The following is a 24533-nucleotide window of genomic DNA, read 5'->3' on the forward strand; positions in this document are numbered from 1 at the left end:
ATGCTTAGTCGATAACAGCCGCGACGGCTTCAATTTCTACGACCTGGTTCGTGTAGCCCAGAACAGTGACGCCCATGAGGGTGCTGGGAACGTCGTGGTCACCGAATGCTGCACGAACCACTTCCCATGCTGCTACGAGGTCCGCCTGGTCTGAGGAAGCAACGAGGACCCGTGTACTGACGACGTTTTCCACGCTCGCGCCTGCGGCTTCCAGGGCAATGCGCATGTTCTCAACAGCTTTGGCAGCTTGTACCCGGTAGTCGCCGACCCCAGCAGTCGATCCATCCTGGTTCAACGGGCAAGACCCTGCCAAAAAAATGAGACGTGCATTGCTGGGAACGGTCGCTGCATAAGCATACTCAGCAACATCGGAGAGTTCTTCAGAGCGAATAAGTGTGACCAAAGACTGCCGCATACTTGTCCTCAATACTGAGTTGACGGTTAATTAAGTCCCACCATATCGAAGGAAACACGTGCCCAGAAACCAACTCTAACTGAGATGGATAATCGCTTCGTTTTTACGGCAAGCCACACCAGGGTGGTCCCGACAGGCACAACAGCAGCTTGGCAGAGTTCGGCTGGTAGGTTCGTTGCATGAGTATGTTCCGGCACGTCTGTGTAGCAATATTTCCTGTTGCTGTGGTGATAGCGTTTTTCATTGACGCGCCCCTGTGGATGAAACTTCTCGTTCTTGCCTGGACGGCGATCCCCGTGCTAGTTAGTGGCTATCGGTTGAAGAAGACAGCCAAAGTCGTCGCAGAATTGGTCGATCACACCTCGAACTCTCTCCCTGATCGAACGCTGCACGCCTTTAGAGAACACGTCTAGAGAGCAACCACCCGCATAAGTGGAACCACTGTCTGCCCTGAAATGACTCACCCGGTGCGCGAACTGGGTTTTGAGACCAGGGCAACCGACATGTCTAGTGAGCTCATGGCAATCCCAGCGGGGCACCCTACGATGCGCGCTGTGCGTGTTCGCCACTCCGTTCCAACCAGTCACCAGCGCCGTTTTGCATATACTTCGTCTTCGAACTCGACGAGGTGGCCACGTTCACACACCGAGCGCTCGGGCTGCCTTGCTGAACCTCTCCCACTCCAGCCTCAAGGTGGCTAGTTGCTCGCGACCCGGACCGGAGATGGAATAGACCTTGCGTGCAGGACCTGATGCTGCCGGCTCCCAGGTCGCGGAGATTGCTCCGTCTGCTTCAAGCTTCACGAGTGTCGGATACAACTGAGCTCCTTTGATGGGCTGAAGGCCAACCTTGACAAGCGCTTGCGAGACGCCATATCCGTGTCGGGGCTGACTTTCCAGCACGCTGAGGATCAGCATCGGCAGGGATGCCCGCTGCCAGCCTGCGAGACTCATCTTTGCCGCACCTCCGGGCGATGGCGCCAGCTCGTGTAAGCGGTGACCATGCCGCTCACAAAGAGGAAGATCATTGCGGGTGATCGCCAAGCGCCAAATGACTCGCTGAACGAAACGAGGACACACATCAGGAGAGGCACCGCCACCTGGAAAGAGCTGCTCCAACGCCACCGGCGAATGGCAGCGGGGTTATCGTCCATGGCCAAGGATCGCGCCAACACGACAGGGTGGCCGAACTCGGCATAGTAGCCACCTTCTCCCTCATCGATCCCGGCCCGCACACTCCGCTCGTGCTCTCGAGCGAGCTCCCCGGACAGTCCCTGGCTGCGCATCGCGCCGCGAAAGCGTCTGAGCCACTGGTCGTCTGCCCATGCGGCTCGAAGGGGGCGCCGAGGAACCAAACGGGCGACGAGCAGGACAAGAACGCCGGGCAGAGTCATTCCAATCATCAGCACCCAGAACGGGACTCCTGCAATCAGCAAATGGCCAGGCCCTACGGTCGCCGCGAACCAGATACACCCGGCCATAAAAGCCAGACCTCCAGCGCCGACCACAAGAGTCCATCCAGTCCTACCTGCGACGAAGAGCGTCCACGCGAGATTCGCCGCGATCGCCGCTCCCAGGATGCCGAACACTATGCACAATGGGCCGAGCTCGACATCCATCCGCCAGACACCGCGGGTCAGCATGACTAGCGCGCTGGAGACTCCTAAGAACGTGAGTGCGGTGCCGATAAAGTTCAGCCCCTGACGGGCGCCGCCACCCTCCGAAGCTGAGACGGCCTCCTCATTGGTGCCGAGGACGCGGACATCCTCTTCGGCAATCTCGCCTGGGTCGCCGAAGAGCGCATCGGCGGGGGTATCTGCCTCACGCAAAGCGGAGATTAACTCGCGTGTTCGGGCATCAATGGCCGCCGATGACACTTCCGGCTGAGATACCGCCACCATGTACCGAGTCGCCCACGGGCGGTCACGCTCGGGCCATTCGTCGATCAGATTCATGCAAACTCCAGTATCTAGGTATAGATTCTATCTAGATACTGTCTCAAATCCGATGCAGATGCAACACGGACATCACGTGCCCCGGAGCTGCGTCAGCGTTCCTAGCGCTACGATGCGACCATCGCGAATGATGCTGAGTCGGTCGGCTAGAGTTTCAATCTCGGCGAGAATAAGGCTGGGGAGCAGAACTGTTCCGCCTCGTCGCTGAGCATCGAGAATGAGCAGTTCCGCCTCTGAGGCGAGAACAGCCACCGCCGAAAATCGCCCGCGGGCAAAGTCCTCCGGAGACAACAAACCCGGCGTCTCCACATGGTGCAAGGTGGGGACGCCGGGGCGGAAGAAAAGGATGTGCCGATTAAGCCTCGAGTGCCGGGTTCTTCACGAGGAACAACTCACATTTGGCGTTGTAGTACTTCTTGGACTGTCCCAAATGTTCCATCCCGATCCGGCGGCACACGCTCTGCGAGGCCTCATTAGCGGGGTTGGTCACGGCAATAACGTGGGGAAGTCCGCCAGCAAAGGCATGTTCCAAAACTGCCTCGGCCGCCTCGGAAGCGAAACCATTGCCCCAATGGTCAGGATGGAAGTGCCAACCAATTTCCACGTCCTCGGACGCCTGCAAGGGCTCTTCTCCTGAGGCAGGAATGGGCTTGAGCAAGAGCGTGCCCACGGGCAGCCCGTCCTCTTGGCGTGTCACGGCCCAAACGCCGTGTACGGGATGGTCTAATTCTTGGAATCGACGTACTCGTGTTTCGGCCTCGGAACGGTGTTCCATGACGGCCGGTTCGTTGCCGATGAAGCGCTGCACCACCCAGCGAGAGTACAGATCGTAAACAAAATCGACGTCGGAATCTTGCCAGGGACGCAGCGTAAGGCGTTCGGTTTTAATCACTGAAGTCATCCGACCATTATGCACGGTTGCAGATTTCCGCCGTGGCCTGCCCCTAATTCGCGGGCGGCTTGCCGCGTAACAAAGGATCCAGCCCGCGGGCCTGCGCGGCATACACTCCACCAAATACTTGGCACAATGGGAGGTACTTTCCAAAAGCAAAAGGATCACCATGTCTAGCACGCCCCTCTTTGACGACGCCAACCTCAAGCGCATCGTCGCGAGCATCCTCGACAGTGACACACTGCCCGCGATCGTTCAGGCTGGCCACCCGGTTTTGCGTGCCCAGGCGCTGCCGTTCTCGGGCCAGCTCAGCCGGGAGGAGCTTACCGCGCTCATCGCCCTCATGACCGAGACCATGCGTGCCGCGCCCGGCGTCGGTTTGGCTGCGCCGCAGATCGGGATTCCCTTACAGTTGGCCGTTCTTGAGGACCAATACGAGGTCACCGAGGCCAATGCCCTAGCCCGAGCGCGCGAACCCCTCGAGCTCTTCGCCATCCTCAACCCCCGCTACACGCCGGTGGGCACGGAGCTGGCCTCGCATTACGAGGGTTGTCTGTCCATGTCGGGCTGGCAGGCGGTCGTGGATCGTCCCGCCTGCGTAGATTTGGCGTACGACGACGAATACGGCACCGCGCGGACCGCCAGGTTCTCGGGGTGGCAGGCAAGAATCGTCCAGCATGAGACCGATCATCTCTCCGGCACCTTATATATAGACAAGGCGCACACCAGGTCCCTCGCCAGCAATGTCAACTATGGCGATTTTTGGGCCAATCCGGACATTGCCGCCGCGAAGGCCGGGCTGAGTTTCTAGTCGCGACAAAGACTCCACGCTGCGGCTCAGCACTCGAACAAAAGCGCCGCTGCGGCAAACTAGGATTGAGGGTATGGAAATCACTGCCGTCAATGCCCTGTTGTGCCCTCATTGCGGACAGGGCTTTCACGCTCCGGAGCAGGGTGGCAGCTCCATGACCTGCCTTGCTGGCCATAGCTTTGACATTGCCCGTCAGGGCTATCTGAATCTATTGACAGGCTCCGGTACCAAGTTTGTCCCAGATTCGTCCGAGATGGTGGCGGCACGCGACTCCTTCCTCGACGCGGGCCACTACCAAAGACTGGCGGACGCCCTCGCCGAGAAGGTCACCGCTCATCTGAGACGTGGTAGTGAGGATGCCACGCTCATTGTCGATGCAGGCACGGGCACCGGCTGGTACCTCCAAGAAGTGCTGGCGGCAACAGCCAAAGCCGGGCAGAGCCCTGCCGCGGTGGGGATGGATATTTCTAAATTTGCGCTGCGCAGGGCGGCTCGTCGCAATCCTGATGCCGTCAACATTGTCTGGGACCTGTGGCGTGAGCTGCCGCTGGGAGCCAAGCTGGCCGACGTCGTGCTTGTCATCTTCGCCCCGCGTAACGCGAGCGAGTTTGCCCGCATACTCAAACCCGGCGGCACCTTGCTCATCGTGACGCCCCTCCCCCAGCACCTCGGCGAAATTGCCGCCGATGCTGGGTTGTTGGGCATTCAGGACGACAAGGAAGCGGCGCTGGTGCAGTCATTGGCCGAGGACTTCGAGCTCGTGGACAGTACCGAACTCCTGCTGCCCTTGGAACTCTCGCCCACCGATGTGGCCCACGTGGCGTTCATGGGCCCTGCAGGACATCATGCCAAGGCGGAGGACTTGGCGCAGCGCCTGACGCATCTGCCGCAGAAGACCCCGGCCACGGCCGCCTTTAGGATCTCCGCCTTCAGCCCACGCCGCAGCAGTTAGTCGTTCGTCACCGGTTCCAGCGGACTAGCGACATCCACCATGGCGCTCTGACGGGACTTTCCGTGCAGGTCCACGCGCAACCAGCGCAGGGCTACCTGGGTGATGGGACCGACCCCGAGCGCGAAGGCCGCGGTTCCGGCACCGACAACGCCGCCGAGGAAGAAGCCCACCACTACAACGCTCAGCTCGATGCCGGTGCGGATGAGCCAGACGGGGCGCCCCGTCACTCGCACCAGACCCGTCATGAGTCCGTCACGTGGGCCGGGGCCAAGTCCCGCTCCGATGTAGAGGGCCGTGGCGAAGGCTAGAAGGACCAGTCCGCCGGCAAAGGACGAGACCTGCAAAGCCAGGTGATTGGCCTGAGGGATCAAGGCCAATCCCAGATCGGCGAAGAGTCCGACCAGAATTGCGTTTGCCACCGTTCCCACACCGGGCATCTGCTTGAGCGGAATCCACAGCAATAAAACCACGCCGCTAATGATGATGGTGCATACCCCGAAGGAAATGCCCGTGGTGCGGGACAGCCCCTGCGAGAAGACATCCCACGGTGAGGCGCCGATGTTTCCGCGGATCATGAGAGCAATGGCGACACCGTAGAGGGCCAAGCCAAGAGTGAGTCGCAGCAGGCGTAAAGGCAGATTTTGAGTCGTCAAGAAGGAGCGCATGATCTAAGTGTTAGCGAAACTGGACTTATACAACAGGTCCAATTCAACTAATGTGGATTCATGAACTCTTTTGTGACCGGTCGGCGCTTGGCCCGTGAACTAGGCGAGTGGCGCAGCGGCGCCCCCGCCTACCGAGCCCTGGCCGAGCGCATCCGGGTGCTGCTCATGGACGGTCGACTCTCCAGTGGCGCTAGGCTCCCTGCAGAACGGGAGCTCAGTCAGGCCTTGGACCTGAGCCGCACCACCGTGGCGGCCGCGTACTCAAAATTGCGCGATGACGGCTATCTGGAAAGCGTGCGCGGCTCTGGCAGCACCCTGCAACTGCCTGGGCGGGAACGTGGCGAGCATTCCCTCCAACACAGTCTGGCGCTTGATTTCACCAAGGCCACCTCCCCTGCCTATCCCGGAATTCAGGCCGCCTACGCTGCCGCCGTGGAGGAACTGCCGAACTATCTCTCGCACGACGGTTTTGACCTGGTGGGTCTGCCCGATCTACGTGAAGCCATTGCACAAAGCTACCGAGACCGCGGATTGGCCACCTCGCCTGATCAAATCATGGTCACGATTGGCGCCCAAAACGCCTTGAACCTCATCACGCGCACCTTGTATTCGCCCGGGGAACGCATCCTCGTGGAGCAGCCCACCTATCCCCACGCTCTCGACACCTTCACGCAAGCCGGCGCCCGAGTGATTGCCTTCCCAGTGCGTCAAGACGGTGGCTGGGATTTGCCCGAGGCGCTGCTACAAATCCGGCGCGCCGCGCCAACCCTGGCGTATCTCATGCCCGATTTTCACAACCCCACGGGCATGAGCATGTCACTTCACGAGCGCGAATACCTCGCGGCTGCAGCGTCCAGGGAAGGCACGGTCCTTGTCGCCGATGAGACGACGGCGCTCCTGGACATCGATCGCGGTCAGATGCCGCCCATGGCCACCTTCTCCCCCAACATCATCAGCATTGGCTCCCTTGGCAAGATCGCGTGGGGTGGGCTGCGCATTGGGTGGATTCGTGGATCCCGGGAGGTGCTGGCTCAGCTCCTGCGGAACCGTCCCGCCGTCGATCTTGGCACGCCCATGATGGAACAACTTGTCGCCACGAAACTCATCCAGGACATGCCCTCCATGATGGCCAGTCGAAGTCTGGATCTGCGCCGCGGACGCGACACTGCCATCCGGCTCTTGAAGGAGTATGTGCCGCGATGGCAGGTGCAGGTTCCCGACGGCGGACTTTGCCTGTGGATCAACACCGAAACTGTCTCGAGCTCTGCGCTGGCCCTCGCGGCTAGGGCCGAGGGCATGGGGATCGTGCCCGGGCCCCGCTTTGGGATTGACGGCGCCTTTGAACGCTATCTGCGCCTGCCCTTCAGTTACAGCGAGGAGCAATTATCTGAGGGGATCCAGATTCTGGGGCGGATTGCCCACGGCGTCGGTTCCGACCCCCTGCGCATGCCCTTGCAAGCCGTCATCTAACCCGCATTTGCCGCGCGTGCGTAGTAGGCTCAAAGTTACAGAATTGAGCCTCAAGGGGGACGCAATGCTTGAATGGATTAATGACTTCGGCTGGATCATCTGGCTGACTGTTTTTCTGCTGCTGGCTGTCGCCGAGATGCTGACATTGAACCTGTACTTTATTCTCATGTCAGTAGGCGCACTGGCGGCGCTCGTGGCATTTTTGCTCCACGCCGAGCTGTGGTTGCAGATCGTCATTTTCTGCGTGGTGGCCCTAGCCACCACGGTTCTCATCAGACCCTTGGCACTGGCACATCTGCGACGCGGGCCGGCCGATCAGCTCTCCAACATTGACCGCCTCATCGGACACAACGCGGTGGTTCTTGAGAGCGTGAGCCTCAGCGGCGGCTTAGTGAAAATAGGTGGCGACATCTGGACCGCGCGCATCACCAGCGGAACCGAGCTGCCCGTAGGAGCGACCGTGGAGGTTGAGGCCATCGACGGTGCTACCGCTATCGTCGGCTACCCACAGACCCACACGTCCGCAGGACCCGCCGCAACCACGGCCTAAACTTCATGGCTGCTCCAGGTTCTTGACCCTGCCAGAGCAGCGACAACCGCATTCTTAACACAGAAAAGAGGGGATTTCATGGGAAACGGTGCCGGCACAGGCGTGTGGCTCTTCGTCATCTTGGTCTTACTAATATTTGTCGTGATTGTCCTTGTTCGATCCGTGCGCATCATTCCACAGGCTCGTGCGGGCGTGGTGGAACGCCTGGGTAAATACCAGCGCACCCTCAACCCCGGCCTGACGGTCCTCATTCCCTTTGTGGACCGGCTCCTGCCGTTGCTCGACTTGCGTGAGCAGGTTGTGTCCTTCCCGCCGCAGCCGGTCATTACCGAGGACAACCTCGTGGTCTCGATCGACACTGTGGTTTACTTCCAGGTGACAGATCCGCGTGCGGCAACGTACGAGATCGCGAACTACATTCAGGCAGTCGAGCAGCTGACCACCACGACCCTGCGTAACGTCGTGGGTGGTTTGAACCTCGAAGAGGCGCTGACCTCGCGTGATCAGATTAACGGTCAGCTCCGCGGCGTCTTGGATGAGGCCACGGGCCGCTGGGGTATCCGTGTCAGCCGCGTTGAACTCAAGGCCATTGACCCGCCCCTGTCGATCCAGGATTCCATGGAGAAGCAGATGCGCGCCGAGCGTGACCGCCGTGCGGCCATCCTCACCGCCGAAGGTACCAAGCAGTCGGCCATTTTGACCGCTGAAGGTGAACGCCAGTCCTCCATCTTGAAGGCGGAGGGTGATGCGAAGGCAGCCATTTTGCGCGCCGACGGTGAGTCCCAGGCGATTCAAAAGGTCTTCGACGCCATCCACAAGGGCAATCCCACGCAGAAGTTGCTGGCTTACCAGTACCTGCAGACGCTGCCCAAGATCGCCTCCGGCACTTCCAACAAGCTCTGGATCATCCCCAGTGAGGTGGGCGAGGCTCTGAAGGGTATCGGCAACGTTTTGGGGACCAGCACCCCAGACGCGGACGACGGCGTCAACCTCACCAAGGCGCCCTAACGGGACAGTTTTACACTCAGCACCACAGAGCGCGGCCAAGCACGTATAATGGGTGCTTGGCCGCGCGGCATTTTGCCCGGCCGCACTTTTCGTATTTTGTCTGAGCAGGAACAACTGCCGGCCCTGATGCGTTGAAACTAATGTCGAAAAACCTTCGGACGCCAGCGCTCGTCGCTTGCATTCTGGGTTTACACGCTTGCTCCATGAATGTCGTGGGGTAAGAGAACAACTTGAGGGAGAAGTCATGAGCGATCGCAGCCTACGTGGCATGCGCTTGGGCGCACAGAGCATGGAGACGGAATCCGGCGTTGAGCCGGCCCCCCGCCAGAGCGTCGAGTACCGTTGTGCCGACGGCGAGCAGGTCTTTGTCACTTTCTCGTCTGAAGCTGAAATCCCGGCCACCTGGATGTCCAAGACGGGTAAGGAGGCCCTGCTGGTCAACGGCGAGGCTCCCGACACCTCCAACGACAAGCCGATCCGTACCCACTGGGACATGCTCCTTGAGCGTCGCACCCTTCCGGAACTGGAAGTCATCTTGGCAGACCGCCTGACGATTCTGCGCGAACGCCGCGGCGAAAAGGTCTAAAGCCAGCGTTAACCAAAAAGGTGGGAACCCGTTCACGGGTTCCCACCTTTTTTGCGCCCTCACAGTGGGCTCGAAAAAACTACTTCTTGCGAGAGGTCAGCTTGTTCCAGCGAGCACTCAAGCCCCACTTGGTGACGTTGAGCATGGCTTCTTGGACAATGTTGCCGCTCATCTTGGAGGCGCCAAATTCACGCTCAACGAAGGTGATGGGAACCTCGACGACCTTGGCACCCATCTGCCAGACGCGCCACAGCATATCGACCTGGAAACCATAGCCAACGGACTCCACCTTGGCGAAGTCCAGTGCTTCGAGCGTTCCGCGACGAAATGCACGGTAGCCACCGGTCACATCGCGCACGGGAATGCCCAGCAACACGCGGGAGTAGAGGCTGCCGCACGTGGAGATCAGTTTGCGGTGCAGCGGCCAGTTAACCACTTTTCCACCCGGAACCCAGCGTGAACCAAGCACCAAGTCGGCGCCCTGTTCGATGGCGTCCAGCAAAAGGGGAAGCTGCTCGGGCTGATGTGAGCCGTCGGCATCCATTTCAACGAGAACGTCATAGCCTGCATCCAGGCCCCACGTGAATCCTGCCAGATAGGCAGCGCCCAAGCCTTCCTTGCCGGCACGGTGCAGAACATGCACCTGCGGGTCATTGGCGGCAAACTCATCGGCCCACTGGCCTGTTCCATCGGGGCTGTTGTCATCCGCGACGAGGACATCGGAATGAGGGACGGCCGCACGCAAGCGTGCCAGGGTCTTCGGCAGCGACTCAATCTCGTTGTACGTGGGAATAATCGTCAGGACACGCAACAATTGGTGCCTTTCCGTGATGAATGCGAATGGGAAGGCCTCGCGCCGCAACCGCTGGCGCCATCTGCTGGCAAGTCACTTACAACGGTTGGCTACAAAGGCCAAAACACTATTATAGGTGAGGTGTCTGAGGAAAAGATAAGTTCACGCGCCTTCGGACCAATTAAGTATGATACCTAGGGCACTAAAGCTAACTGTTTTCTACTGACGCGTGAACTTATCTCCGAGCGTCGGTTGGACAGTTTCCTGCACCGACCCGGATCCACCCCCATAGGGGTTCTCCGCTCCCCTAAAACTAATTGCCGACACGTCAGCTGTCAACACGGCCCTGAGCTGCAACGATACGCATCGTCCCAGTTCAAAGCCATGTTACCGACGAGGAATTTTCCTAGCTTGTGACCTCGAAAAAGTCTTCACTGGCATAAAGTTCTTGCCCCAGGTGGACGGTCTGGAGGCAGCGCGGATCGTTGTCGCCATCGAGCGCCGGAAGAAGTGGGGTCCGGGCGCGAGGATCCGTTGACCAGGACTGTACACGCTCATCGGCGACCTGAACCATGAGCTGTTCCACATCCCAGACCGCGAAACTCGCTGGGGCTCCGGCGCCGAGCTGGCCATGGAACGGGTTTTCCGATTTGGCGGCACGCCAACCAGCACGGGTATGCCCGATGAACGCGGCGCGCGCAGAGACGCGCGAACTTGCCTCGTGGTGATTCAACGCGGCACGCACACTGGCCCAGGGGTTCAACGGGGTGACGGGGGCGTCGGAGCCAAAGAAGGCCGGGATGCCTGCACCGTAGAAGCGGGCCAGGGGGTTGAGTTGCAGTGCTCGTTCGACACCCAGACGCTGCGCATACATGCCGTCGGTACCACCCCAGGCCGCGTCAAAGGCGGGCTGCACCGAAACGCCGACGGCGTGGTGAGCCAAAGCGGCGAGGGCAGCATCGTCGACCATCTCCGCGTGTTCCAGGCGATGCCCGGCAGCTCGGATCTTATCGATGCCCACCATGGTGGTGGCCAGCTCGAGTCCAGCAATAGCGATATCCATGCCGCCGTCGCCGATGACGTGGAAGCCACCGGTCAGTCCCAGCTCGGATGTGGCGGCAAAGTGGCGCGCCACCTGATCGACCGTCAGCTGAGCCTGGCCGTAGCTGTCCGGCGCATCGGCGTAGGGCTGGCGCAACAAGGCCGAACGTGAGCCGATAGATCCGTCAATGTTGATGTCTCCGGCTAAGCCCAGCACATCAACGCCCAGATCTGCGAGGTAGGCAACCACCTGGCGAGCTTCGTCCACGCTCGAGACCAGCTGGCCCCAGTAGGGCAGCACCTCCGGAAGCGTGGCTCCCAGGCTCATGAGTGAGGCGAGATCGTCGCCCGAGCCCACATGCGGTGCGCTCATCTCGGCCAGGGCCACATAGCCGTTGGCCGCGGCATGCGACAGGGCGCTGGTTTGCAATTGAGCACGGCGTTCTGGGCTGAGCGTCCGGGCGGCGTCACGGGCCGTGGTGTGGGCCTTGCCGCTGACCAGGCCAGCACCATCCCAGCCGGGCAGTGAAGCAAGTCCGTGCTGCTGGGCGAGGCTGGCCGAGACGAGTCCGGAGTGCACATCGACCCGGGCCAGATATACCTCGCGCCCGCCAGAGGCACGCTCCAGCTCGTCAGCGCTCGGGAGCCTGGCGTCGGCCCACAGCGCGTTGTCCCACCCGTGCCCCAGGACGAAGCTTGCTGCCGGCAGGGCGCTGGCGGCAGCAGCTACGAGATCCAAAACCTCGGTGGCCGAGGCTGCCTGGCTCAGATCAACGGATTCCAAGGCCAGGCCAGTTTCGGTGATGTGCACATGCGAGTCGACAAAGCCCGGCGCCACCAAGGCGCCACGGAGGTCAACCTCACGCATGCGTGAATCAAGGAGCGAGGTGGCGGCATGTTCGGAGCCCACCCAGGCAACAACATCGCCATCCACGAGCATGGCCGTGGCGAAGGGGTCGGCGGCGCTGTAGACGGAACCGTTGCGGTACATGGTTAATGACATGGGAAGAGTCAGTCCTTTCAACAAAAACATTCACAAAATCTTGCTTCACACAGGTTGGACCGGCAGCGTTTAGTCCACGATGGCCGTGTACGACACAACCCCGCGGCGCACCAGTTCCACGGCCTTGCGGCACCCGGCAGAAAAGTCGGAGGGCAGCGAGGGAACCTGGGAGAGTTGCCCCAGCAGATCAATGACCTGCTTGGTCCACCGCACAAAGTCCCCGGCGGCTAGATCGGTGCCATGCAGCGCGTCCTGCAGGCTCCGGCCCTTGGCCCATTTGTACATGGGCCAGATGAGCCCAAGCTCCGGCTCGCTGGTTAAGGGCAGCTTGTGGGCCTCCTCGGCGTCCTGCAGCTTTGACCACAGCATCACAACATCCTCAACCGACTGTTCCAGGCTGATGCTGGGCATGCGGGGCCGGGTAATCTCCGCGTCTCGCTTGGATTGGAACACGAGCGCCGTCACGAAGGCGGCCAGCTCGGGGGCATCCAAATCAGAGAATGCCCCTTGGCGCAGGGCCAGAGCAATCAAGAGATCCTTTTCGCCATAAACTCGGCGCAGGCGCTGGCCGTCGTCGCTGGGACGCAAGTTCCCCGAGTCGTCCGCCACGACAAAGCCGTAACTCGCCAGCAGGTCGATGACCCGGTCAAAGGTCCGTGCAATGGTATTGGTACGGGACTGAATGGCTCGAACAATCCCGTCCGTCTCCTTGCGCAACTTCCACCAGCGCTCGGACCAGCGCGCGTGGTCTTCCCGCTCACTGCAGCCGTGGCAAGGGTGCGCCCGCAAATTCCGGCGCAGCGTCGCAATGGCCTCATTCTCGGCCTCTGCATTGGCAAAACCAAAGGCGGCCGATCGGCTTGGCAGGCGCTGTCCTGGTTCGGCCAATTTTGCCTCGACCGCTGCCAGGAGATTGCGCTTGTCCTTAGGCACCTTCGCATTAAAGCCCTTGGGCACCCGCACCTGGGCCAGCGCCTCGACGGGGCCGCTGAGATCTTGCACATTGAGCCGGCGCAATTCCTTGTCCATGCAGAGGATGGCCGGTCGGGGCATGCGGGCGTGCGGATCGGACTCAAGCACGACGGCGTGACCGGCATTCCGGCCACCCTGGACCATAATCACGTCTCCCGGACGGAGACTGGCAACGGAGGCTGCCACGGCGTCGAGGCGTTGTTTGGCCTTGGACTTGGAAGCCCCCGATTCATGATCGGAAAGTTCCCGGCGCAGCTTGGCATACTCGTTAAAGTCGCCGAGGTGGCACGTCATGGACTTCTCATATCCGGCCAGCGACTCCTCCCTCGAGCGCACCTGACGTGCCAGGTCCACGACGGAACGGTCCGCCTGGAACTGGGCAAAGGAGGATTCAAGAATCTCGCGCGTCCTGGCCCGGCCAAACTGCGCCACGAGGTTGATGCTCATGTTGTAGGTAGGGCGGAAGCTCGAGTTCAGCGGGTAGGTGCGTTTGGACGCCAAACCACCCACTGCAGCGGGGTCAGTTCCCGGCTGCCACAGCACGACGGCGTGGCCCTCCACATCGATGCCGCGCCGACCTGCGCGTCCGGTCAGCTGGGTGTACTCCCCCGCGGTGATGCCCACATGAGCCTCCCCGTTGTACTTTTCCAGCTTCTCTAGGATGACGGTACGGGCAGGCATATTAATGCCAAGGGCGAGCGTCTCCGTGGCAAAGACGGCACGGACCAGGCCGTCGACAAAGAGGTCCTCGACGACTTCCTTGAAACTGGGCAGCATTCCGGCGTGGTGGGCAGCCAGCCCGCGCAGGAGCCCATCGCGCCAGCCCCAGAAGCCGAGAACCTCACGGTCGGAATCGGGCAGTTCGGCACAGGCCGTATCAACCCGGTAAGCAATTTCGGTCTGCTCGGCCGGGCTCGTGAGCCATAATCCGGCCGCGGCGCACTGCTGGACGGCGGCATCACAGGCCGCTCGGGAAAAGATAAACGTGATGGCGGGCAGAAGATTTTGGCTATCGAGGGCTCGGATGACCTGCGGCCGTGAGGCTGCCTTGACCCATCCCGGGTTCCCGCCTTGATACCCACCCCGTGAACCACCGCGCTCGTCGTGGGCGGTGTTCTGGTAGCCGCGTCCACGGGAACCACCCCCACCACGACGCCCATGGCTGTTGCCGCGACCGATTGTGACCGACTCGCTGCGGGCCAGTTTCAAGAGTTCTGGGTTGATCTTAAGGGCCTTGGATGAGGCCGTGTCAAAGGAGACATTCTCGGCAAAGAGGTCCACGAGATCCCGCCGCACCATGACGTGCTGCGAGAGCGGCACTGGACGGTGCTCGGAAACAATCACGGCCGTGTCGCCCCGTACCGTGCCGAGCCAGGCACCGAACTCTTCCGCATTGGAGACCGTGGCGCTGAGTGAGATGACGGCGACCTCACTGGGCAGGTGAATGATGACCTCTTCCCAGACGGCGCCGCGGAAACGGTCAGCAAGGTAGTGCACCTCGTCCATGACGACATAGGCCAGCCCAGCCAAGGTGTGGGAATCGGCGTACAACATATTGCGCAGGACCTCGGTGGTCATCACGACAATGGGCGCCTCGGAGTTAATGCTGGTATCGCCCGTCAGCAGGCCGACGTTCTCCGCGCCATATCTCTCGCTAAGTTCCTGAAACTTTTGGTTACTCAGGGCCTTGATGGGCGTGGTGTAGAACGCCTTGTTGCCGCGTTTCATGGCTAGATACACGGCGAATTCGCCCACGATGGTCTTACCGGCACCGGTCGGAGCAGCAACTAAAACACCGCGGCCGGCCTCAACGGCCCGGCACGCGGTGTCTTGAAATTCATCTAACGCAAAAGCTAAGGATGTCTTGAAATCGGACAAATCACTTCCACGATCAGCAACCCGGGCCTTCGCGGCCAGGTAGCGTTCGGAAGGGGTGAGCATTTCAGAGGCAGACATACCTCCAGCCTACGTTAGATCAGAGGATCTCCAGGTCCTTTGAGGGCGTGGCCACATCGGCTAGCACCTCGGATTCCTTGAGTTTTTTAGCATCCTTACGATCCCGACGTTTGTCATTGAGAATGCAGAGCCCGATCGCACCAAAGTACAAGATCAACAACGGTGCGCCGAGGAAGAACATACTCATAACGTCCGAACCCGGTGCCGCCATCGCCGAAACGATCGTGACGCCAAGAATGGTAAACCGCCAGGCCTTCAGATACGTTTTGCCGCGCACAATGCCAACGGCATTCAGGGCGAAGAGCAAGACGGGTACCAGGAAGGCCGCACCCATAAACAACATGAGCTGCATGGCGAACTGCAGGTATTCAAGGGCCGTAATGATATTGGCCGATTCACTACCCGAGGGGGTAAATGAGGTCAGCGCCTTGACGATATTGGGCCAGACGACCCAGCCGGCGTAAATCCCGGCGAGGAACAAGGGAACTGAGGCAAACATATAGCCCAGCGAATAACGCCGTTCCTTCTTGGTCAGGCCAGGAGTGATAAATGCCCACAACTGGTAGATCCAGACCGGCGAGGCAATGATCAGACCCAAGATCAAGGTGATCTGAATCTTCAAGTCAAAGGACGTCGTGACACCTTGAAAGTTCAAGGTGGCCACAATATTGCGTTCCTGACTGATATCGCGAAGCGGCTGAGTCAAGGCATAGAGCAGCGGATCATAAATGATCCAGCCGAGAATCACGCCAGGAATCATGGCCAGGGCACTCTTGAAAAGCCGGTTCCGAGCTTCAATCAAGTGTTCCTTCAGTGGCATACGCCCTTCAGGATTGGCTTTACGGCCTTTTGTAGCACCCACCGGATCTGCGACCTTTTCTATGACTGAGCGCCGGTACCGGTTCCGGTACCCTCGCCCGAGGCATTGCCCTGTGTCGGGTTGTTGACGATCTTGCCCTCGAAGGGAACATCGCTGGCGGCCGGAGCTGCTGATGCATTCGGGGCGGCGGACGGAGTCTCGTCCTTGCCGTCGTTCTTCATTTCCTTGACCTCGGACTTGATAATCCGCATGGACTGGCCCAGGCTACGAGCCATGCCGGGCAGTTTCGGTGCTGCAAAGAGCAACAGAACAACGATGATGATGATGGTGATAGCCCAGGGGCTCTCAAAAAGTCTTCCCACGGTAACGCCTTTCCTTTTTGGTTCATCCTACGTCTTGTAATGCTTCGATGTCGCGCAAGGATTGGAGCTGTCCGCGTTCTTTCCTGCGGGCGACGCGCCGTTGGAGTCGGGCGAAACGCCGTTCCTCCTTGGCAGCTAGGTAATCATCCTTCATTTCTTCAGGTGTTGCAAAAATCGCACTTCCGGGAACAACTGTCCGCGGTTCTGTGACGTGCTCCACTCTGGCACGTTCTAGGCTTTGCTCCCAATAAGCTTCGCGCTCAGCCGAAACGTCACTGAAAGTGCGAGCCGTTGCGCTCACACCACGCCAGATGCGCCACCCGAGAAATAGCATGAAAAGGAGGGACAACGCAATGAGCGCAATCCAGATAATAATCCATGACCACCAAGGCATTTTTTGAGTCTATCCGTCCGAGCTGAGAACTACCGGGGTGATTTCGCCCACAGCGTCACAGCTGTCCACGGCACGCAGGAGCCAGGCCGCGCACGCATCCCGCAGCTGTTGCGGCCCAGCGACCCAGGCCGTCCCACCCAACCGCGCCATAAGCGGGCCGATAGTGACAGGATCGCCCACGAGCAGGCTCAATCCGACGAGGCCCTCTGCGACATTGAACAGCTGGGCGTTGTAGGCCGGGGCCAGCCGCAGGGCCGTGGTGGGTTCGGCCACAAGCTGGACGCTGACGTCGTCGCTGCCGGGATCATAGACGCTGCTATGGGGCTGCCACTGGCCGAGGGAGGCGTCGAGATTTTCCCGAGGTCCGGCGTCGGAGAGGTCTTTGATGTGATCCACCCGAAAGCTGCGCATTTCTCCTGCCTTGCGGCACCAGGCCCGAACATACCAGGCCGCATCCACCGAGAAGAGTTTCCGAGGTTCGATGATGCGTTCGCTGAGCTCGTCTCGGGAGCGCACCAGGTAGGTGATGGCGCAGGCGTTCCCATGCATGATGGCGTCCTGCAGGGCCGAGATCGTGCCCATAAGCTGTTCAGAGAAAAGTTCAAGCCCGACGGCGTCGGCCAGCCAGGCGTCCTCCCTCGCCACCCGCGTCAGCGCGGAGATGGCGTGATCCAAGGCGATGGCCTGCTCCGTGCCGGGAATGGCGTTCAGTGCCCGTAGGCCGATCAAAACCGAGCTGGCTTCCTCCTGGGTTAGACGCAGCGGGCTCGCAAGCGTCTCGGCGTCGCGAATGAAGACCTGGCCGGACTCGGTCGTGACGTCCATGAGATCGCCGTGATAATAGCCAGGCAGGCCCGTGACATTAAGGGTGTCCTTGTCCTTTGCCCATTCCGTGGCCGTGATGCCGAATTCAGCCATGACCTCAGCCTCGTCGACGCCCGGGTTACTGACCAGATACGGCACCATTGACAACAGCCGGATGAGTCGATCTCGGGTATCGCGCTTCTTTGCGGCCGGGGCGGCGAGCTTGCTCGTCCAGTCCAGGTCCTCGCGCAACGGGGCTACGGCCGCGGCGGCAGCCCGGCGCAGTTGCCCGGCGACGGCGTCGCGGAGTTCGGCAGGCTCCAGAACGAGGGCCGCGGCACCCAAGGCGGCGACGTCGTCGGCCATCAATTCCGCTTCACGGTAGTGCAACTGAAGCACATCCCAGCCGGGACGCTGCCAGGTGGGCAACGTGATGATTTCGGAACCGCCACGACTCCGCAAGGCATAGGCAGACTTTTCCGGCACCGCAATCAGGGCGGTGAGTTGCTTCCCGGTTCCCAAGCTTTGGAGAATCTCGGCGATCGCGAAGGACTCAGGCCGGGTGAAGCTGTCGTCGCCGTGAAGTTGCACGGCAGAGGTGATACGGGAGAGCCGATAGTTCCGTTCCAGGGACTTGTCCAAGTCAATGGCCGCGAGGTACCACTGCCCGTACTTGTTGCCCAGGCCCAGGGGCTGAACGCGACGTTGCGTGCTCTCCGTAGCTCCCGAGGCGCGATAGGAGAAGGAAACACGGTGGTGTCCGCGCAAGGCGGTCCACAAGGTCTCGAAGGCGGGCTCGGCAGTTCGGATCCGTGACTGGGCCGTGGTTTCATCCTCGTACCAACCGGTGCCGCTCCGAGCGGCGATCTTGCGCAGGGCCGACTGTGCGGCGGCGCCTAGGGAGGCTTCGGCCCACAGATTTGCGGCGATCGAGACCAGGGTCATGGCCGATTCATCGAGGCGAATTTCGGGAACGCGGTAGTCCACGGGGTCGATCCGATACAAGACTTGTTCCTGAGCGTCGTCGCCCTGGACCTCGGATTGGCGAATCGGGATCCCCAGCTCGAGCAGGGTCTTTTTATCGCGCTCAAACATGCGCTCAAAGGCGGGCAAGATCTTGGCTTCCTCGGCGGCCGTGGCGGCAACGGGGGTGTAACCATTGATGTTCTCCCGAAGATAACCCTTGCTGCGCCCCAGACGGGTTCCCAGCAGGGCGATGACGAGGTTCAAAAGGCGTTCGGTGGCATCAATTTTTGTGGACACCCTGCCACAGTACCGGCACTGAGTGCGTGTTACCGACCCAGCAACGCCTGACCTTAAACAATCGAACCCGCCTCGAGTGCTGACAGGCTGCGTGTGTGACGCGCCGGCAAGCACCCGAAACGGGTTCGTTGACAAAGAAAAACCAGGTATTAGCGGACTGCTACGAGGTCCACGACGAAGATCAAGGCCTCGTTCGGGCCGATGGCTCCACCGGCGCCACGTGAGCCGTAAGCCAGCTCGGAGGGGATTTCAAGGCGACGACGGCCGCCGACCTTCATGCCCAGGAGGCCCTGGTCCCAGCCCTGGATAACCTGGCCGATGCCGGCCTTGAAGTCCAGCGGGGTGCCGCGGCCCCAGGAAGAATCAAATTCTTCGCCGGTGGAGAAGGCGACGCCCACGTAGTGGGTCGAGACCGTGCTGCCACGGACTACCTCGGTGCCGGTACCTTCGATGAGGTCCTCGATAACGAGTTCGGTGGGAACTGCGTGTGCCGGGAAATCAATTTCCGGCTTGGTGCGATCAAAGTTACGCGCGCCAAATGACATGGTGCTCCTTAGTGCTGAAATGAATTTTTTACTTACTGGACACCAAGGATATCAACAACGAAGACGAGATCTCCCTTGGCATCGCCCTGTCCTGCATCACCGTACGCCTGAGCCGCGGGGATCACGAGCAGTACGCGAGAGCCGACGGTCTTACCCGTCAGGCCCTTGGTCCAGCCCTCAATGACCTGATTCAGGGAGAAGGTGGCGGGGGTTCCCTTGGTGTAGCTGGAGTCAAAGACCTTGCCGCCGACCAGGTTGGCGCCCACGTAGTTGGCAACGATCGTGTCGGTGGCCTTGAGAGCCACGCCCTTGCCCGTGATCAGATCCTGAGAGACAAGTTCGGTGGGAGCTTTGGCATCGCCCATGGTGATGACGGGGGTGCCCTTGTCATCGACCTTGACGGTGGGCAGGCCGGCCGGAGGGGTGACGGTGTCACCCTCGGGGGCACTCAAGGGAGCCACAACATCCTTGACGCCGGTGACGAGGAAAATGCTCAATTCAGCGGGAATCGCAGCGGAGGACGGAGCAGCGGTCGATCCCTCAACAGCGGCAGTTCCGGGAATGCCGTAGGCGAGGTACGAGCCCACCTTGGCGCTGAGGAAGGTCGTGTAGACCATGGGGAACTGGGTCTTGAAGTTGTCATCCAACGTAATGTTGTTGTTCTGTTCCTTCGTGAAGGTCTCGCCCGAAACCGTTCCATCTTCAGCATTCAAGGCCACCTGCTGGAAAGACACGATCTGTCCGGCCTTGATCTGTGCACCGTCACCCGGGGTGAGAACCTTCATGGACTCCGCCGTAATGGCCAGCGGCTTATCGAAGGTGACCGTGGGAGCCTTAGCCTTCCCCTGATCCGCTACCTTGACCGAGGCCAGAGCTTCAGCATTGGACGGCGGAATCGAAACGGACGCGGAAGACGTAGCGGCGGTGTCGCCTGCTTCTTGTGAACAAGCGCTCACAAGAAGCAAGAGGGGAAGTAGCAGGACAAGTAGTCGGCGCACTGAAACACTTTCGTTGGCGGATAGGTGAGGGAAATATGTGGCCGGCAACAAACGTGAGAATGCCGCGAGCCGCATCCAGCCTAGCTGCTGAAACTGTGCGAACGCTGTTGATTTGAAATGGAGCGTCAGTAACTGGGCCGCAACGAGGCGATGAGCTCCGCGACACGATCGTCCTGGTTCTTGAACGGATCCTTACAGAGAATCGTCTGGTGCGAACGATCATTGAGCTTCAGATGCACCCAATCCACCGTGTAGTCGCGCCCCGCGTCGCGGGCAGCCGTGACGAATTGCCCGCGAAGATGAGCGCGCGTAGTCTCCGGTGCGGTGCGCGCCGCAACGGCAATCTCCTCGTTGGTGACGATCTTGGCGGCGGAGCCACGGCGTTCGAGCATATTAAAGAGCCCACGCTCGGGAGAAATATCGTGATAGCGCAAATCAAGCTGCGCTACCTCAGGTGAGCTGAGCGCCAGGTTGTGGCGTTGGGCGTAGGCGCCGAGAAGCTTGCCCTTGATGGCCCAGTCGATCTCGGTGTCGATGCTCGAGTAGTTTTCGCTTTCCACGGCATCCAAGGTGCGTTCCCACAGATCCAGGATCTGCGGCACACGATCGTGGTGAGCGCCGTTGGCGCGCACAAAATTGCTGACCTTTTCCAGATAATGGCGCTGAATCTCGATGGCCGTCATGGAGCGGCCATCGGCCATCTTGACCTCATGCTTGCCCGTGATGTCGTGGGAAATTTCCCGGATGCTGCGAATCGGGTTTTCCAGGCGCATTTCGGCCATGATCGTCCCGGCCTCGATCATGCGCAGGATTAAATCGACGCTGCCCACCTTGAGCATTGTGGTGGTTTCGGACATATTCGAGTCGCCGACAATGACGTGGAGGCGCCGGTACAGCTCGGCATCGGCATGCGGTTCATCGCGGGTGTTGATGATGGGCCGTGAGCGGGTGGTGGCCGATGAGGTGCCTTCCCAGATATGGTCGGCACGCTGCGAGAAGGCATATTTGCCTCCTTGCTGGGCCGGGAGCACGCGTCCGGCGCCAGAGATGAGCTGACGCGTCACGAGGAAGGGGATGAGGATGTCCGCGAGACGGTTGAACTCGCCCTTGCGGGTGATCATATAGTTCTCGTGGCTGCCGTAGGAGTTCCCGGCGGAGTCAACGTTGTTCTTGAACAGGAAAATCTGCCCGTCATAGCCTTCAGCGTGCAGCTGCTTCTGCGCCTCCTGGACGAGCTCGTGCAAGATCAACTCACCCGAACGGTCGTGGGCGACGAGCTGGGCGATGCCATCGCATTCCGCGGTTGCGTACTCGGGATGAGAACCCACATCGAGGTAGAGACGCGAGCCGTTGGGCAGGAACACATTGGAGGATCTGCCCCAGCTGACGACCTTTCGGAAGAGGTATCTGGCCACTTCCTCAGGAGACAAGGGCCGTGAGCCGGGGGCCGAAAACGTTACGCCAAACTCAGTTTCAATGCCAAAGATCCGCCGGTCCACGAGTTAGTTCTCCTCAGTTTGTTTCACAAAAAATCATCAATGTTCTAGGGCTCCTACTGTGCCAGAAGTTCTGCAACGTCCTCGTCGCTCAGTCTCCGGAAGGCACGGTGTGAGCCATGCACGCGCGTCACCTTGCGATCCAAGATGGCCACCTCCAACAGCGCGGCGGTTAGTGGCTCCTGCGGCGACGCAGACGCCGCGTCCTGGCGTGGTGCTTCCAACGCGGCCACAGCCCAGCGTAGTGCCTGACCCAACTCCGCTCCTGAGCCCCACAGCCTATCTAAGACGGCCTGCACCAGATCGGCCTTACCGCCCATGGCTAAGAATCCGGCCTCATCGGCAATTGAGCCATCAAAGTTCAGCCGGAAGATCCTGTCGGCGGACTCCCCCTCCCCCACCTCGGCGACGGCAAGTTCAACTTCGAACGGCTTTTGTTCAGCGGTAAAGACGGTGCCAAGGCTTTGGGCGTACACGCTGGCCAAACCCCGGGCTGTGACGTCGACGCGATCGTAGGAGTAGCCCCGGACATCGGCGTACCGCACGCCTGCCTGGCGCAGGCTTTCAAATTCGTTGTATTTCCCCACTGCGGCAAAGGCGATGCGGTCATAAATCTCGCCAATCTTATGCAGCGTGGGTGAGGGGTTCTCGGCGACCAGGGCAATCCCGTCACGATAGCTCAACACCACGACGGATCTTCCCCGCGCAATACCTTTTCGGGCGAAGTCCGCCCGGTCCTTCATGAGCTGTTCGGGAGAAACGTAAAATTGCTGTCCCATGACTAAGCCTCCCTGCGCTCAAGCGTCCGACGCGTCACAATCGTTTCCACAACGGCAGCCAGCGCCTCGGGCGTGACCCGGGTGGCGCCGTCGTTCGTCACGCGATAGACAACAGGCCATAACTGGCGTACCAGATCGGGCCCGCCCGTGGCGGAGTCGTCGTCGGAGGCGTCAATCAGGGACTCCACGGCCACCGCCAGCGCCTCATCGGCGGACAGCTCCGGACGCCACAACTTTTTCAGGGCGCCCCGGGCAAACACGGCGCCCGAGCCAACACTGTGGTGCTCGAGTTCCTCGTACCGCCCACCCGTGACGTCGTAGGAAAACAGCCGACCGGCACTATCTCCGGGCTCAATTCCGGCAAAAAGCGGTACCACCGCCAGGCCCTGCAAGGCCATGGGGAGGTTGGCCCGGATCATGGCGCCGAGCCGGTTGGCCTTACCCTCGAGGCTCAGGAGGGTTCCTTCAATTTTTTCGTAGTGCTCAAGTTCCACCTGGAATAGGCGCACAATATCGATCGCCAGACCGGCCGTCCCGGCAATACCCAACACGGAGTAACGATCGGCGGGGTAGACCTTTTCAATGCGCCGATTGGCGATCATGGAACCCATGGTCGCGCGCCGATCCCCGGCCATCATCACGCCGCCGGCAAACGTCAGCGCCACGATCGTGGTGCCGTGCGGGGTTGCGGGCATAGTCCCTACGGGGAGGTTTTGCCCGTACGGCAAGAGGTCAGGATGGCTGCGGCTCACGTAGTCAAAGAACGACGACGAGGAACCCGCAGCTACCAGCGCCGGAAAGTCACCACCGGAGGACCCCATGGTGAGCTACTGTCCACCCTTTTGGACGAAACCTCGAACGAATTCCTCGGCATTGACTTCCAAGACGCCGTCGATCTCATCTAAGAGGTCGTCGATCCCGGAGGTGTCGGCCTGCGCTGCGGCAGGGGTCGGCGTTGGCAAAGGCAATTCTTCAACGTGCTCCTCCTGTGTGCTAGCGGAGACGTTCTTTTGTTCCTGTGAAGCCATGATGCATCCTTCTTAGCGTGGTTCCCAGATACCTACACCGGTACCTGTTCCCATCCTGCCACGGACGCAGCGAGAATGCGTCAGGTGGCAGGATGGTGTTCACGTTTTGACAGGGTGCACCGGTACACCTAGGAGGCGTCCAGAACCTGATCGACCACCTTGGCCAGGTCCGGTGCGGCTGACCCTTGAGCGTCGCCGCCGATCTGCACGACCGAAATGAGCAGGCTGCCTTGCCGTGCTTCCACCGTGATGGTGCTGTTCGTGACGTCCCCAGGCAGGAGTTGGCTGACGAGCATGGCGTTTTCCGCCTCGGCGGCCGTGTCCACGCTCAAAGGCTTGAGCGTCGTATCGATGGACTGCCCGGCAATCTCGACCGTGAACGACTCGCACGCGTTGCGCTTATCCGCCACCGTCGTGAGCTTCTCGTCCAAGACCTTGACATCGGCCGACAACAAGGTGACTACGGTGGTCGCGCCGCTAGCGGAATCTGCAGGCCAGCTCCCGGCGGCATAAACACTGCCCTCGGGCAATTGCGCGTTGCTGCTGGCGAAGGTCTTGCACTCTTCTGGGGTGATCTTCATACCGGCCAGCAGCGACTTCTGCATTTCGGCGCCCTGAGCAAGATCGGCAGCCGGGAGAAGTGTCAGCGCTGCTCCGCCGCTGTCCTTCAGGCCCGCCAGGATCGCGGTCAGCTCCGCCTCGGTGAATTGCTTATCGCTGACTGCCTCCGGCTTCTTCTCCTCCGTGGCCGGAGCATCGCCGGCGACGGTTTGTGAGGCACCAGCCTTCTCCGTCTGCGGCGCATCCCCCGTGGACGCCGTGCTGCCGCAGGCCGAAAGGGCCAGAACGGCGACGGCCGCTGCGGAGATGACCATGGCGGGCCGCGATACCTTATTATGACGCTGCAGTGCTGTTCCGAATGAGATCATTTTAGTTTCCCCATCAAATAGTCGAAATGCCAATATATAGCCATGTC

26 protein-coding genes are annotated in these 24533 nt (G+C 60.6%); 6 read left to right on the top strand and 20 right to left on the bottom strand.

Annotation, left to right across the window (positions count from 1 at the left end; all coding sequences use genetic code 11):
- Positions 1–4: 4 nt before the first annotated feature.
- From CVS30_RS14805 to CVS30_RS14830, 5 genes are all read right to left on the bottom strand, one after another.
- Positions 5–415, bottom strand: coding sequence for a RidA family protein (locus CVS30_RS14805; RefSeq protein WP_110486285.1), 411 nt, complete (start codon positions 413–415; stop codon positions 5–7).
- A gap of 638 nt (positions 416–1053) precedes the next feature.
- On the bottom strand, positions 1054–1368 hold the full coding sequence (locus tag CVS30_RS14815) for a PadR family transcriptional regulator (protein WP_110486288.1): 315 nt from the start codon (positions 1366–1368) through the stop codon (positions 1054–1056).
- Entirely contained in the window at positions 1365–2369 is a 1005-nt protein-coding gene (locus CVS30_RS14820; protein WP_110486290.1) for a hypothetical protein, read from the bottom strand. Before CVS30_RS14820 ends, CVS30_RS14815 begins: the two co-directional genes overlap by 4 nt.
- A 72-nt stretch (positions 2370–2441) precedes the next feature.
- The gene (locus tag CVS30_RS14825) at positions 2442–2678 is read right to left on the bottom strand and encodes an ATP-binding cassette domain-containing protein (RefSeq protein ID WP_220033929.1); all 237 of its coding nucleotides are present in this window, start codon (positions 2676–2678) and stop codon (positions 2442–2444) included.
- Between the two features lie 46 nt (positions 2679–2724).
- Positions 2725–3270, bottom strand: a complete 546-nt coding sequence (locus CVS30_RS14830; protein ID WP_110486292.1) for a GNAT family N-acetyltransferase — start codon at positions 3268–3270, stop codon at positions 2725–2727.
- A gap of 160 nt (positions 3271–3430) precedes the next feature.
- On the opposite strand from CVS30_RS14830, the gene CVS30_RS14835 reads away from it, so the two are divergent.
- Both CVS30_RS14835 and CVS30_RS14840 read left to right on the top strand, forming a co-directional pair.
- Positions 3431–4072 carry a peptide deformylase gene (locus tag CVS30_RS14835; RefSeq protein ID WP_110486294.1) on the top strand — a complete coding sequence of 214 codons (642 nt, stop codon included), beginning with the start codon at positions 3431–3433 and terminating at the stop codon, positions 4070–4072.
- A gap of 73 nt (positions 4073–4145) precedes the next feature.
- Positions 4146–5024, top strand: a complete 879-nt coding sequence (locus CVS30_RS14840) for a putative RNA methyltransferase (protein WP_110486296.1) — start codon at positions 4146–4148, stop codon at positions 5022–5024.
- Here the strand turns inward: CVS30_RS14840 and yczE are convergent.
- Positions 5021–5689, bottom strand: a complete 669-nt coding sequence (gene yczE, locus CVS30_RS14845) for a membrane protein YczE (RefSeq protein ID WP_110486297.1) — start codon at positions 5687–5689, stop codon at positions 5021–5023. The genes CVS30_RS14840 and yczE overlap by 4 nt on opposite strands.
- A 60-nt stretch (positions 5690–5749) precedes the next feature.
- Here yczE and yczR point away from each other — a divergent pair, with 60 nt between their 5' ends.
- The 4 genes from yczR (at position 5750) to CVS30_RS14865 (ending at position 9303) form a co-directional block, all read left to right on the top strand.
- Positions 5750–7159, top strand: coding sequence for a MocR-like transcription factor YczR (gene yczR, locus CVS30_RS14850; RefSeq protein WP_110486299.1), 1410 nt, complete (start codon positions 5750–5752; stop codon positions 7157–7159).
- 64 nt (positions 7160–7223) lie between these two features.
- Positions 7224–7709, top strand: coding sequence for an NfeD family protein (locus CVS30_RS14855; protein ID WP_110486301.1), 486 nt, complete (start codon positions 7224–7226; stop codon positions 7707–7709).
- 78 nt (positions 7710–7787) lie between these two features.
- Positions 7788–8717 carry an SPFH domain-containing protein gene (locus tag CVS30_RS14860; RefSeq protein WP_110486303.1) on the top strand — a complete coding sequence of 310 codons (930 nt, stop codon included), beginning with the start codon at positions 7788–7790 and terminating at the stop codon, positions 8715–8717.
- A gap of 244 nt (positions 8718–8961) precedes the next feature.
- A complete protein-coding gene (locus tag CVS30_RS14865) occupies positions 8962–9303 on the top strand; it encodes an RNA polymerase-binding protein RbpA (protein WP_110486305.1) in 342 nt (113 codons plus the stop codon).
- A gap of 79 nt (positions 9304–9382) precedes the next feature.
- Here CVS30_RS14865 and CVS30_RS14870 read toward each other — a convergent pair whose 3' ends face one another.
- From CVS30_RS14870 to CVS30_RS14935, 14 genes are all read right to left on the bottom strand, one after another.
- Positions 9383–10114 carry a polyprenol monophosphomannose synthase gene (locus CVS30_RS14870; RefSeq protein WP_110486371.1) on the bottom strand — a complete coding sequence of 244 codons (732 nt, stop codon included), beginning with the start codon at positions 10112–10114 and terminating at the stop codon, positions 9383–9385.
- Positions 10115–10502: 388 nt separating this feature from the next.
- Positions 10503–12140, bottom strand: coding sequence for an amidohydrolase (locus tag CVS30_RS14875; protein WP_110486307.1), 1638 nt, complete (start codon positions 12138–12140; stop codon positions 10503–10505).
- Between the two features lie 69 nt (positions 12141–12209).
- Positions 12210–15068: a DEAD/DEAH box helicase gene (locus tag CVS30_RS14880; protein ID WP_181419820.1), complete on the bottom strand. Its 2859-nt coding sequence runs from the start codon at positions 15066–15068 to the stop codon at positions 12210–12212.
- Positions 15069–15087: 19 nt separating this feature from the next.
- On the bottom strand, positions 15088–15888 hold the full coding sequence (tatC, locus tag CVS30_RS14885) for a twin-arginine translocase subunit TatC (RefSeq protein ID WP_110486309.1): 801 nt from the start codon (positions 15886–15888) through the stop codon (positions 15088–15090).
- 59 nt (positions 15889–15947) lie between these two features.
- Positions 15948–16250 (bottom strand): Sec-independent protein translocase subunit TatA, encoded by a 303-nt coding sequence (tatA, locus tag CVS30_RS14890; protein WP_110486311.1) that lies wholly within the window; start codon positions 16248–16250, stop codon positions 15948–15950.
- Between the two features lie 22 nt (positions 16251–16272).
- On the bottom strand, positions 16273–16644 hold the full coding sequence (locus CVS30_RS14895) for a hypothetical protein (RefSeq protein WP_110486313.1): 372 nt from the start codon (positions 16642–16644) through the stop codon (positions 16273–16275).
- A 9-nt stretch (positions 16645–16653) separates the two neighbouring features.
- Positions 16654–18711: a WYL domain-containing transcriptional regulator gene (locus CVS30_RS14900; RefSeq protein ID WP_110486315.1), complete on the bottom strand. Its 2058-nt coding sequence runs from the start codon at positions 18709–18711 to the stop codon at positions 16654–16656.
- A gap of 149 nt (positions 18712–18860) precedes the next feature.
- Positions 18861–19256 (bottom strand): FKBP-type peptidyl-prolyl cis-trans isomerase, encoded by a 396-nt coding sequence (locus CVS30_RS14905; RefSeq protein WP_110486317.1) that lies wholly within the window; start codon positions 19254–19256, stop codon positions 18861–18863.
- A 32-nt stretch (positions 19257–19288) separates the two neighbouring features.
- The gene (locus tag CVS30_RS14910) at positions 19289–20254 is read right to left on the bottom strand and encodes an FKBP-type peptidyl-prolyl cis-trans isomerase (RefSeq protein ID WP_110486319.1); all 966 of its coding nucleotides are present in this window, start codon (positions 20252–20254) and stop codon (positions 19289–19291) included.
- A 125-nt stretch (positions 20255–20379) separates the two neighbouring features.
- Entirely contained in the window at positions 20380–21753 is a 1374-nt protein-coding gene (pafA, locus tag CVS30_RS14915; RefSeq protein WP_110486321.1) for a Pup--protein ligase, read from the bottom strand.
- Positions 21754–21806: 53 nt separating this feature from the next.
- Positions 21807–22529: a proteasome subunit alpha gene (prcA, locus tag CVS30_RS14920; protein ID WP_110486323.1), complete on the bottom strand. Its 723-nt coding sequence runs from the start codon at positions 22527–22529 to the stop codon at positions 21807–21809.
- Between the two features lie 2 nt (positions 22530–22531).
- Positions 22532–23350 carry a proteasome subunit beta gene (gene prcB / locus CVS30_RS14925; protein ID WP_110486325.1) on the bottom strand — a complete coding sequence of 273 codons (819 nt, stop codon included), beginning with the start codon at positions 23348–23350 and terminating at the stop codon, positions 22532–22534.
- A gap of 6 nt (positions 23351–23356) precedes the next feature.
- Positions 23357–23557, bottom strand: a complete 201-nt coding sequence (locus CVS30_RS14930; RefSeq protein ID WP_110486327.1) for a ubiquitin-like protein Pup — start codon at positions 23555–23557, stop codon at positions 23357–23359.
- A gap of 128 nt (positions 23558–23685) precedes the next feature.
- Positions 23686–24486 carry a hypothetical protein gene (locus CVS30_RS14935; protein WP_110486329.1) on the bottom strand — a complete coding sequence of 267 codons (801 nt, stop codon included), beginning with the start codon at positions 24484–24486 and terminating at the stop codon, positions 23686–23688.
- Positions 24487–24533 lie beyond the last annotated feature (47 nt).

This window comes from Arthrobacter psychrolactophilus (genome assembly GCF_003219795.1).
GTDB lineage: Bacteria > Actinomycetota > Actinomycetes > Actinomycetales > Micrococcaceae > Specibacter > Specibacter psychrolactophilus.